Raw genomic sequence first — 11,555 nt, 5'->3', positions numbered from 1 at the left:
ATAAGGTTTCAACCGAGCTAACGGTCTTTGAATTCTGGAGCTCTTTTTTCCGAAAACGCTTTCATCGCCTCGGGAAAGTCATGCGCGCACAGCAAAACGCTTTGGGCATCGCGCTCGATATCCAGCGCCTCGAGATAGCTGCACTCGGCTGCGGCGCGCATCACACGCTTGGCGGTCTGAACGCCAAACATCGGGTGCGTTGCAATCTCGCGGGCAATTTCCAACGCCCGTACCTCGACCTGGTTGGCCGGCACGCATTCTTCGACAACGCGCAGGTCCCTAGCGGTGCGCCCGTCGATTTCACGGCCCGTGAGCACCAGCATCCGCGCCACCCCCGCACCGGCACGCTGTTGAAGCAGCCAGCTAGATCCCGTGTCAGGACAGCCGCCGACGCGCGCAAAAACTTCGCACAGCCGGGCATCTTCGGCAGCAACGACAATGTCCGCCGACAAGGCCAGGCTTAGACCCGCGCCAAAAGCCACGCCGCATACCGCGGAAATCAAGGGTTTACAAAACAGATAGGCCGCGCGTCCGCCATCGTGCACGCGGTCCACCATTTCCGATGTCGCCCTTGCGCCTTTCGCGATCTCAGACTGAAACCCGACAAGATCGCCGCCGCTGCTGAAATGATCGCCACCGGTCATAACAACGACACGGATCGTATCGTCCCGTTCGGCTTCGCGCAGGAGCGCCACCAGTTCTTCGACGAACCCGATGCTGTAAGGGTTGCGTTTTGTCGGCTGAAGAAACCGCAGGATTCCGACAGGGCCTTCCCTGTCCAGACGAATAAGTTCAGTCATTCAAGCCTCCATCAGGTCCCAGTCCAGACGGGTGCTCGTTTTTCAGCGAAGGCCTTGGGGCCTTCAATCGCGTCGTTGCTGGCGTAAACCACTTCGTGCAGGCGCTTGCCCTCTTCCAGACCACCGGCACAGCCCAGATCCATGGTTGCGCGAACACTGCCTTTCGCGGCAACAACCGACAGCGGGGCCGCGCTGGCAATGCGTTTGGCAAGGTCGAAGGCCCGTGCGCGGACAGCATCGGGGGTGTCTTCGATATAGTTGGTGAACCCGTATTCGTGCAGGCGCTCGATCGGCATCAGGTCGCCGGTCAGAACGATCTCCATAAGGATGGGCTGTGGCAGCATGGACAATGCCGGCGATGCCCAGGGCGATCCACGACCGATCTTTACTTCGGTGATACCGACCTTGGTCCCCTTGAGACCGACCCGCAGATCGCAATTCAAGGTCAGCATCATGCCGCCCGCCATCAAAGACCCGGTCATCGCCGCGATGATCGGTTTCTTGCAGGCGCGCATGGTTTCGTGAAACGGATCGCGCATCTTGGACAGGATATCGACACCCTCGTCCCGCGCGATCTGGGTGGCTTCCTTCAGATCCAGCCCGGCACAGAACACGCCGCAATCGGCCGAGGTCAGTATTGCCGCGCGAATGCTGTCATCCGCCTCGATCTTCTCCCAGGCATCCGTCAGCCCGTTCGTTGCGGCCACGGAAAGTGCGTTCTTGCGTTCGGGCCGGTTGATACAGACGGTTGCGATGCCGTCTTCGATCTTCACATCAATGGGGCTCATAGCATTAACTTCGTTATTCATGGACTGTATTTGTGCGAAAAATCCCCGCGGCATGGGTGCCGCGGGGATGCTTGTGTTCATTCGACTGAGAACGACTCGGAGCTTTCCTTGATCACTTCCCAAACGATATCGAGGTAATCGGCGCTCCAGTCGGTAAGCGGAACCCAGGTCTCGCCATCCCACTGTTCGACCCGGGTCTTGCCACCGCCGCCATGGTCTTCCGCGGTCACCGTGACCGGCGCCATGAGACCGTTGCCGTCGAAGTTCTCGATCGCTTCATAGCCCGCTTTCATGCTCTCTGGCGTCAACGGCCATCCGTTCTCCTCGATCGCGATACGGGCAGCTTCGAAACCGACCGAATAGATCGCAAGACCGGTGTTGTAGTAGACATCGTGCACCAAGCTCTCGGGGCCGCTGCCTTCGCCATTGGCATAGTAGGTGTCCAGCATCGTCTTGACGAGCGGGACTTCCTGGCCGCCGGCCACGTTGGTCCCGCGCAGGATGCCTTTCGCCTCTTCCGCGCCGATATTGGCGATATCGACTTCGTTCAGCCAGTTCACCGACAGATAGCGGTCGATCGGGAAACGGTTGCGGCGCATTTCCTTCGAGGCGACCACATGTCCGCCCGCCAGTAGCCAGCTGATCACATAGTCGGGCTTGTCGCGGCGGATTTTGCTCCATGCGCCGGCTTGATCCGACCCGGGAAGCGGCACGGGATAAAGCTCCAGTTCGAACCCTTCCTTCTCGGAAAGCGTTTTCAGGATCTCGATCGGTTCCTGGCCAAAGGGGTAGTCCAGATAGATGAACCCGATCTTCGCATCGCTCAGATCACCGCCCATCTGCTCCTTGATGAATGCAACGTCGTTCGCCGCCTGCTGCCAATAGGTCGGGCCGACCGGGAAAACCCATTCGAACACCTCGCCATCCACGGCGTCACCCCGACCGACGAACGATTGCATCAGGATGTTACCGTCTCTCATTGCACGGGGCAGAACCGCATTCGTGACCGGCGTCGAGAGCATGTTGAAAATGAATACACCTTCACGCTTGAGCTGCTCGTAGCATTCCACGCCGCGCTGCGGTTCGTTGCCGTGATCGCGCACGATGATTTCCACCGGATGCCCTTCGATACCACCGTTTTCGTTGGTATACATCGCGAGGTCCTGAGCGGCCTGGGCCACCTGAGGCGAAATGAAGGTGTAGGACTTGCTGAGGTCGAAGCAGAGTCCGAAGCGGATCGGCTCCTTGTCCTGCGCTGAGGCCACAGTCGCGCTTGTTGCCAGCGCAGCAGCAAGGACCACTGCCTTAATTTGCTGTGTGACTTTCATGTTCTCTCTCCCGTTGGTTTGGTTTGGGGCGGTGATACTGTCTTATAAACGCCGCTGCCGCCCCGCGTAGCGTCGCCCTTCCTGCTATTGGTCATTCACTGCTCGTATTTTGAGGAACTTTCTTTCACCACGTCCCACACGACGTCCGTGTACTCAGAGATCCAGTCGGTTTGCGGCACCCAAGTCTCCCCGTCCCACATCTCGATCCGGGTCTTACCGCCGCCGCCATGATCTTCGGCCGTCACCGTAATGGGGGCCATCAGCCCGTTCGCGTCGTATCCCTCAAGAGATTCCAGTCCGGCTTTGTAGGACTCCGCGGTTATCGGAAGGCCTTCCTGTTCTGCCGCCCTGCGCGCGGCTTCGAACATGATTGAATACATCGCCAGACCGGTGTTGTAGAAAACGTCCTGCGTCTTCTCGATCGGGCCGGACCCCTCGCCCTTGTCATAAAGCTCGGCCATGATTTCCTGATACAGGGCAATATCCTGACCGCCCACGACATTGGTACCGCGCTTGATACCCTTGGCGGCCTCTTTACCGATGTTGGCGATATCGACTTCGTTCAACCAGTTGACCGAGATGTACTTGTCCATCGGAATGCGATTGCGCTGCATCTCCTTCGACGCGACCACATGCGCACCGCCCAACATCCAGACGATTACATGATCGGGCTTGTCGCGGCGCACCTTGGACCACACTCCGGCCTGGTCGCTGCCAGGCAGTGGCACAGGGTAAAGCTCAAGCTCGAAACCCTCTTTTTCGGACAAGGTTTCCAGGATCTCGATCGGCTCCTGTCCGAAAGGATAATCGAAATACACAAACCCCACCTTCACGTCCGACAAGTCGCCATCATGCAATTGCTTTATGTAGGCAACATCATTGGCCGCCTGTCCCCAATAGGTCGGTCCGACCGGATAGACCCATTCGAAAACGGTGCCGTCGACGGCATCGCCTCGGCCGACAAGCGACTGCATCAGGATACGCTCGTCTTCCATGGCCCGCGGCAGGATAGCCAGAGAGACCGGAGTGGACAGGGTATCGAAGACAAAGACGCCCTCGCGGCTGAGCTTGGAGTAGCACTCGATTCCGCGCTGCGGTTCGTTCCCGTGGTCACGCACGATGACTTCGACCGGTTCCCCACCGATGCCGCCCTTCATGTTGATGAGCTTGGCAAGGTCCATCGCGGCCTGCGAAACCTGCGGCGTGGCAAAGGTATAGGCTTTGCTGAGATCGTAGCAGATGCCGATCTTGAATGGCTCGGCCAGCGTCTGGGTGCCAAACATTGCTCCGCCGAACATTGATAATACGGCCAACGCTTTGGTAAGTTTCTTCATTTGTTCCTCCCTGAACAGTTTCCGAATAGTACGTTAGCTCAGCCAACGTTTGCGTCGGCTGTAGTGCTTGACGTTGTGAAAATCGGTCTCTCCGCCGCCTAGATAGAACTCCTGAATGTCGGAGTTAGATTTGAGCGCCTCGGCGGTGCCGTGCATAACGACGCGGCCGTTCTCGATAAGGTACCCTTGCGACACGATTTCCAGAGCCGCCAAGGCGTTCTGTTCCACCAGTAGTACGGACAGGCCCTCATCCTTATTGATCTTTTGCAGTATGCCGAAGATTTCCTCGACCAGGAACGGAGCAAGCCCGAGACTTGGCTCGTCAAGCATCAACAGCTTCGGCTGGGTCACGAGGGCCCGCCCAATGGCAAGCATCTGTTGCTCACCACCCGACAAATAGCCTGCTTGCGAATTTTTGCGTTCGGCAAGCCGCGGAAAATATCCGTAGATCTTGTCCTTTTCCGCATTCAGCGTTGATCGGGACATCCCGTGCGGCGCGGCGGCGGTCAGGTTCTCGTCGGGGGTCAGGTGTTCGAAGACTCGTCGCCCTTCGATGACATGACAGATGCCCATCTCGACGCGTTTTTGCGCGAGCGCTTCGGTAATGTCCGCTCCCTGGAACGTTATCTCACCTCGGCTGATGCGTCCGCGCTCAGCCTTCAAAAGACCGCTGATCGCTTTCAACGTGGTGCTTTTTCCCGCTCCGTTCGATCCCAAGAGTGCGATCATCCCGCCTGTAGGAACCTGGACCGAAACACCTTTGATCGCCAGCATTACATTGTCGTACAGCACCTCGACACTGTTCATGGACAGAATGTTCTGGGCTTCAACTTTTTTTTCTTGCATCGGCATTTCCCTTATTTCTTGAACTGATCGAAGGGCCAGACCATCAGGTAGTCTCTGATGTTGCCGTAGAGTTTTCCCAAACCAAGCGGTTCGATCAGAAGGACAATGACGATCAGCGCGCCATAGACCGCGTTGGGGATGTGGGCGAGCGTTTCAACGTTGATCTGCATGCCAAGCCCGTCACTCAGCGTGACGACGAGACCGTTCACGATACCCGGAACAAGAAGGATCAGGGCAACACCGAAATAGGAACCGATAATGCTGCCAAGGCCGCCAACAATCACCATCGCAAGAACCTGGATCGACACGTTCACCGAAAACTGCTCAGGTGCCGCAAGAAAGAAGAAGGTGGCAACAAGCAACGCACCACTGACGCCCGCGATGAAAGACGACGTCGCGAAGGCCAGGATCTTGTAGTAGAAACTGTTCACACCCAGGATCGCGGCTGCAAAGTCTTTTTCCCGGACAGCGACCAAAGCGCGACCGAGTCCAGTACGCTTGAGATTAAGCATGAAGATCGTCACCAAGACACACCAGCCGAAGGCGACATAGTAGAAGCCAGTATCAGTGGTAATCTCTTGCCCGAGCAGCGCCAATGTCGGTGACTGGAGCGACGCGTGTGAGCCCCCCGAGATCGCCGGAGAGTGGGTCAGAACCCAGTCCATCACAAATTGCATCGCAAGAGTGGTAAGGGCGAGGTACAGTCCCTTGACCCGCAAAGCGGCAAAAGCAAACAGGCTGCCGATCACGGATGACGTCAACCCGCCGATGATCAGCGCGAATTCCCACGGCACCCCGAAACGCGCGGCATGGATCGCCGAATAGGCGCCGACCGCCATGACCGCGGCGTAGCCCAGGTGAAGCTGCCCCGCCCAACCTGTCACCAGGTTCAGCCCCAAAGCGGCCGCCGTCCAGATCAGCCACGGAAGCATGTAACTGTTCAGGTAAAGCGAAGGTATGATGAATGGCGCGGCAATGCCGATCAGGAAGATAAATGCAGCCAGATTCCTGTCAGCAGGTACCTTGAAGATTCGGCTATCCGAAACGTAGTTGGCGTGATGGACGCCGGAAAGTCCGTAAAACATTCCTTACACCCTTTCGATGTCGTGACGACCGAACAGCCCGTGCGGACGGATCATGACCGTAAGAATGAGCACGGCAGCGACGATAAGCTCACGGCTTCCGCCTCCGACAAGCGGATCGAGGAAATCAGCGCCAACGTTTTCGACGACGCCCAGGATGATGCCCGCGATCACGGCGCCAAGGATACTGTCGAGACCACCGAGAACGGCAACCGTCAGACCTTTGAGAAGCAACAGCGACAGCGCCTGATCGACACCCTGAATCTCGCCCCATATAACGCCTGCGGCGACGGCAACAACGGATGCCAGCGCCCAAGAAAAGCCAACTCCGCGTTCAACCGAGATGCCGACCGACCACGAAGCCATGTAATCATCCGCGATCGCCCGCAACTTGATCCCGGTCCGGGTTCGGAAAAACAGCATGAAGGCGACAAACAAGACGAGCGCAACACCGGCACCAACCAGATGGATGCGGCTGATGAATATGTCGCCCAGGAACAGCGGATCATAGCTGACGCCCAATTCCATCGAACGCGACGTCCCGCCCCAGATCGCAAGCGTTGTACCCCGCAGGAAAATGTCGAGGCCGAGTGTCAGCATCAAGATCATGACAACCGGCCGACCTGCGAGACGGCGCAGAGCAACACGCTCAATGCCGAACCCAAGGCCGAACATGACAACCGCAGCCAGAGGGATGGCCAGCCACAAGGGTAAACCCACGTCGCGTGCCAGCGCCAGGACCACATAGGCCCCGACCATGGTCAACCCGCCCTGCGCCAGATTGGGCACCGAAGATGCCTTGTAAATCAGCACAAGGCCGATGGCGAATAGCGAGTACAGCAGACCCGTCAAGGCTCCGTTGATCGCAAGCTCTGATAGAAAGACCCAGTCCATTTATACCTCCCTGATGGGAAGGCTTCTTTCGACCTTCCCTACTTCCCCGGTCTCGTAAGTCACCTGCGCGCTTACATGGACCTCTTTTGAACCGTCGTAGAGCGCTGCGATCACGTCGGCATAGCGTTCCTGAACGACCTTCCGCCGCAGTTTTCGGGTTCGCGTGATTTCGCCATCGTCCGGGTCGAATTCTTTCGGCAGACTGACAAAGCGTTGCAGGCGCAATGGTTCGGTGACGGCCTTGTTGACCCGTTGGAAGGCCTCGCGAAGCAACGTCGCGACCTCTTCACGCTGAGAAAGATCGGCATAAGACACATAGGGCACGCCGTTCACCTCTGCCCAGTGGCCAACGGCTTCGAAATCCACGCAGACCATAGCCGTCAATTCGTCAAGCCCGGCGCCGATTACGGCAGCATCCTTAATATAAGGGCTGAATTTCAACCGGTTCTCGATGTAGTTTGGCACAAACCGCTCGCCTCCGGCCGTATGCATGACCTCGGAGACGCGCCCCAGAACAACCAGGTGTCCATCTTCCTCCAAATACCCGGCATCACCTGTATGCAGCCACCCGCCCTCAAGGGCTTCGGCGGTCGCTTCGGGTTTGTTGAAGTACCCTTCGAATACGCTGTCCGAGCGTACCAAGATCTCCCCGTCCTCGGCGATGGTCACCTCGACGCCGGGCGCGGGTTTGCCAACCGTATGAAGGCGCACTTCACCCGGAGACTGAATTGCATTGATCGCGCTGTTTTCGGTTTGGCCGTAGAGTTGGCGCAATTTGATTCCCAAGGCTCGGTAGAAAACAAAGGTGTCTTCGCCGATCGCTTCGCCGCCGGTGAACGCGTTCTTGAGGCGGCTCATTCCGAACTGGTCCTTGATCGGACCGAAAACAATTGCCTCACCCAAAAGTCGGCCCAAAGGCTCCAATATACCACCGCTTTTTCCGTTCAGCTTGCGTGTCTCAGCGGCGATGGCCCGATCCATGAAGAAATGATACAGCCATTTCTTGAAAGGGGTCGAATTCTCGATACCCACCTGGATTGTCGTCAGCATTTGGTCCCAGCTTCTCGGCGCCGCCAGATAGAAGGTCGGAGCGATCTCGCGCATGTCGCGCACGACCGTTTCCTGGCGCTCAGGCACATTCACGGTGAAACGCCAAAGGAGTGCCGCGGCAACGGTTATGGCGTAGTCTCCCACCCAGGCCATCGGCAAGTACGCGAGGATCTCCTCATTTTCGTCGAAGGCACCCGCCGCATGTCCATTCCGAGCAGCAGCAAGAACGTTCTTCTGACTCAGTACGATGCCCTTCGGCGCGCCCGTCGTTCCGGAGGAGTGCAGAAAAATGGCCGGATCTTCCGGCTTCGCACGACTAAGCAGTTCCTCACGCAGGCCCGGGGTTTCGTTCAGATCGTGCTGACCAACTTCGATCAGGTGATCCCAGGACATCAGCCCTTCAACCTCGTAGAAGCCAAGACCGCGCGCTTCATCATAAATGATGTGGTCGATGCCCTCGGCGCCGGCGTCCTTCAGTTCCAGGATCTTGTCAACCTGTTCCTGATCTTCCGCAATAGCCGCGACGATCTCCACTTCGCCAAGAAAGTGCCGGAGTTCTTCGAGCGTCGCGCCGGGATAGGCAGGCATTGCATAGGCACCAAGCAACGAAACAGCCAGCATGCCGCCATAGAGCCGCGCACGGTTATCGCCCAGAACAAGCACTGCTTTGCCAGGCTTCACGCCGATTTTTTCAAGCCCAGCCGCACAGGCCACCACCTCTTGGGCGTATTCCGCCCAGGTGGTTTCTTTCCATATCCCACGCTCTTTTTCGCGACGGGCGATATCCTTTCCGTGGAGCGACGCGTTCTTCGCCAGAAGTGCACCAATCGTTTCGCCGCCTGAAGACCGGTTCTTCGTAAAATCAGTCATGCGACCCTCCGATATATGCCTCGATGACCCGCGGGTCCTTCACAACCTCCTTGGGGATGCCACTGGCGATCATTTCACCGTAATTCAGTGCCAGCATCCGATCACAAATGCCGGTGATGACATCCATATGGTGTTCGATCAGCAGAACGCTGACGCCGCGTTCGGCACGGGCATCCAGAATGAAACGGGACATATACCCTTTCTCTTCCTGGTTCATGCCGGCCATCGGTTCATCGAGAATCAGCATTTGTGGCTCGGCCACCAATGCCCGCGCCAGCTCGACCCGTTTTTTCAACCCGATCGGAAGACCATCGACCAACTCATGCCGGATGCTCTCGAGTTGCAGAAACTCGATCACCTCCTCGACGATTTTACGGTTCTCGATTTCTTCACGCTGTGCTGCCCACCAATATAGCGCCGTACGCAAAACGCCTGGGCTCATGTGGATGTGCCGCCCGAGCAGGATGTTGTCCAGAACGCTCATCCCGTTGAACAGGGCAAGATTTTGGAACGTCCTGGCAACCCCAAGCTTGGCAACCTTGTGAGGCGCTGTGCCCGTGATGTCTTTTCCTGCCAGCCGGACTTTGCCCTCGTTTGGCGGATAAAATCCGGTAATTGCGTTCGTCAGTGTTGTCTTGCCGCTGCCATTCGGACCGACAAGTCCAAAGATTTCCCCTTGCCGGATAACAAGGTCCACACCGGTGACAGCGACGATGCCGCCGAACCGTCGTTCGACCCCGCTGCACTCCAGTATCGCCCCATCATCGGCTCCGATTGCTGTTTTAGTCTTTGTCGTCATCTAGATCCCGTTGTCCCCCTAAGGTTCACGGCCATCATCAGGTAATCCGGAAGTAGTCCGGCCGCCCCGTTGGCCATGGATCCCCCCACAATTGCTGCCCACCGTCGATGTTCAGAACTTCACCGGTTACGAATTTCCCTGAATTCGCCGCCATATAGACAACCCCTTCAGCGACATCCCATTCGTCCCCGGCGTGCCGCATCGGATTGGAGTCCTGAAAGGTCGCAGAACCCTCCGGAGGGTAGTTCCCGAAACCGTTGCTTTCGCAGCAACCCGGCGCCACGCAGTTCACTCGGATACCGTGCGGAGCCCACTCCACCGCAACCGACTTGGACAGGTAAACTACCCCTGCCCGGGCCGCACAGGTATGCGCGATGCCGGGCATGCCGCGCCAGATATCGGCCACGATGTTGACGATGGAGCCCGATTGCTTGTTGGCGACCCAGTGGCGCGCCGTGGATTGCATCATCCACCACGTGCCGTTCAGGTTGGTGTCTATGACCGCATTCCAGCCCTTTGGACTAAACTCCAACGCTGCTTGCGGAAACTGACCCCCAGCATTGTTCACCAATACGTCAATCGCCCCGAACTCCTGGTTCGTCTTGGCGACAAAATCCTCGACCTGCTCAGGCTCCCGGATGGTCATTGGCACAGCGAAGACTTTACCCCCGAAACTTTCGAGGAACTCCCTCGCCAAAGCCAGTTTCTCTTCGTTGCGTCCATTGATCGCCAGATTGGCCCCGAGCCTCGCGAACAGGGTCGCAATTGCCAGCCCCAATCCGCCTCCAGCGCCGGTCACCACAACGGTTTTGCCGCTGAATAAATCGCTCGCGTAAACGGTTGCACGTTTCGACAGGTCCTCCTTCGAAGACCCGAACTGCGTCTTATGCATGACGCCTCCTCCCATTCCCCTTAAGGGGCAGTTGTCACTAATCTAACGCGCGTTAGAAAATTGGTCAAGACACCTTTTCCCACCAGCCCCGCCCGTTATCTCAGATCAGTAAGACATTGGAAGTCCAAGGGCTTTTTCTGCTATGAACGACAAAAGCATCTGCGGTGTCACCGGTACGATGCGGAACAGCAGAGCTTCCCGTACCAGTCGCTCCACGTGATATTCCTTGGCGTATCCGAATCCGCCAAATGTAATTTGCGCGGCTTCGGTCGCCTCAACCGCGGCGTCGGCGGCCAAAAGCTTGGCAGCGTTCGCCTCGACGCCGCAGGGTTCTCCCGCATCGTAGAGGGCTGCAGCGTGCATCACCATGAGATTGGCAGATTCCACCCGCGCCCAGGCTTTGGCGAGTGGATGCTGAACACCCTGATTTTGGCCGATCGGGCGGTCAAAAATCACACGTTCGTTTGCATAATGCGCCGCTCGCGCCAGTGCGTTGCGCGCAATACCGATGCATTCACCGGCCACCAGGATGCGTTCGGGATTCAACCCGTGCAAAATTTGTCTAAAGCCTTTGCCCTCCTCCCCGATCAGGTCCTCAGCCGGAATCGGCAACCCATCGATGAAGACTTCGTTAGAATCGACAGCCTTTCGACCCATCTTTTCGATCTCTCGCACGTCAACGAAATTTCGGTCGAGATCTGTATAGAACAGGCTCAGCCCTTCGGTCGGGCTGCTCACATCCTCAAGCCGCGTTGTTCTGGCCAGAAGCAACATCTTGTCTGCCACCTGCGCGGTAGAAATCCAGACTTTTTGTCCGTGCACGACATATCTGTCCCCCCGCCACTTCGCAACGAGCTATGCTGGGAAATGGG

The 11,555-nt window shown here is 57.5% G+C and carries 10 protein-coding genes and 1 pseudogene; all 11 read right to left on the bottom strand.

Going from position 1 to position 11,555, the window contains the following annotated elements:
- Window positions 1-17: 17 nt before the first annotated feature.
- Entirely contained in the window at window positions 18-800 is a 783-nt protein-coding gene (locus BOO69_RS21320; RefSeq protein ID WP_027264309.1) for an enoyl-CoA hydratase/isomerase family protein, read from the bottom strand.
- Window positions 801-811: 11 nt separating this feature from the next.
- Window positions 812-1,588 carry an enoyl-CoA hydratase/isomerase family protein gene (locus tag BOO69_RS21315; protein ID WP_027264308.1) on the bottom strand — a complete coding sequence of 259 codons (777 nt, stop codon included), beginning with the start codon at window positions 1,586-1,588 and terminating at the stop codon, window positions 812-814.
- A 77-nt stretch (window positions 1,589-1,665) separates the two neighbouring features.
- Entirely contained in the window at window positions 1,666-2,916 is a 1,251-nt protein-coding gene (locus tag BOO69_RS21310; protein ID WP_027264307.1) for an ABC transporter substrate-binding protein, read from the bottom strand.
- Between the two features lie 95 nt (window positions 2,917-3,011).
- Window positions 3,012-4,250, bottom strand: coding sequence for an ABC transporter substrate-binding protein (locus BOO69_RS21305; RefSeq protein ID WP_027264306.1), 1,239 nt, complete (start codon window positions 4,248-4,250; stop codon window positions 3,012-3,014).
- Between the two features lie 33 nt (window positions 4,251-4,283).
- Entirely contained in the window at window positions 4,284-5,102 is an 819-nt protein-coding gene (locus BOO69_RS21300; protein ID WP_370330538.1) for an ABC transporter ATP-binding protein, read from the bottom strand.
- Window positions 5,103-5,107: 5 nt separating this feature from the next.
- Window positions 5,108-6,181, bottom strand: a complete 1,074-nt coding sequence (locus tag BOO69_RS21295; protein WP_027264304.1) for a branched-chain amino acid ABC transporter permease — start codon at window positions 6,179-6,181, stop codon at window positions 5,108-5,110.
- 3 nt (window positions 6,182-6,184) lie between these two features.
- The gene (locus BOO69_RS21290; protein ID WP_027264303.1) at window positions 6,185-7,072 is read right to left on the bottom strand and encodes a branched-chain amino acid ABC transporter permease; all 888 of its coding nucleotides are present in this window, start codon (window positions 7,070-7,072) and stop codon (window positions 6,185-6,187) included.
- A complete protein-coding gene (locus BOO69_RS21285; RefSeq protein WP_027264302.1) occupies window positions 7,073-8,992 on the bottom strand; it encodes an AMP-dependent synthetase/ligase in 1,920 nt (639 codons plus the stop codon). It abuts the gene before it with no gap.
- A complete protein-coding gene (locus BOO69_RS21280; protein ID WP_027264301.1) occupies window positions 8,985-9,791 on the bottom strand; it encodes an ABC transporter ATP-binding protein in 807 nt (268 codons plus the stop codon). The genes BOO69_RS21285 and BOO69_RS21280 overlap by 8 nt, the downstream gene beginning before the upstream one ends.
- Window positions 9,792-9,828: 37 nt before the next feature.
- Window positions 9,829-10,683, bottom strand: a complete 855-nt coding sequence (locus BOO69_RS21275) for an SDR family oxidoreductase (protein WP_027264300.1) — start codon at window positions 10,681-10,683, stop codon at window positions 9,829-9,831.
- A gap of 105 nt (window positions 10,684-10,788) precedes the next feature.
- Window positions 10,789-11,523 (bottom strand): annotated as a pseudogene (locus BOO69_RS21270) (acyl-CoA dehydrogenase family protein); the annotation flags it as partial.
- Between the last annotated feature and the right edge of the window lie 32 nt (window positions 11,524-11,555).

Source organism: Sulfitobacter alexandrii (genome assembly GCF_001886735.1).
Taxonomy (GTDB): domain Bacteria; phylum Pseudomonadota; class Alphaproteobacteria; order Rhodobacterales; family Rhodobacteraceae; genus Sulfitobacter; species Sulfitobacter alexandrii.
This window is presented reverse-complemented; position numbering and strand designations above follow the sequence as displayed.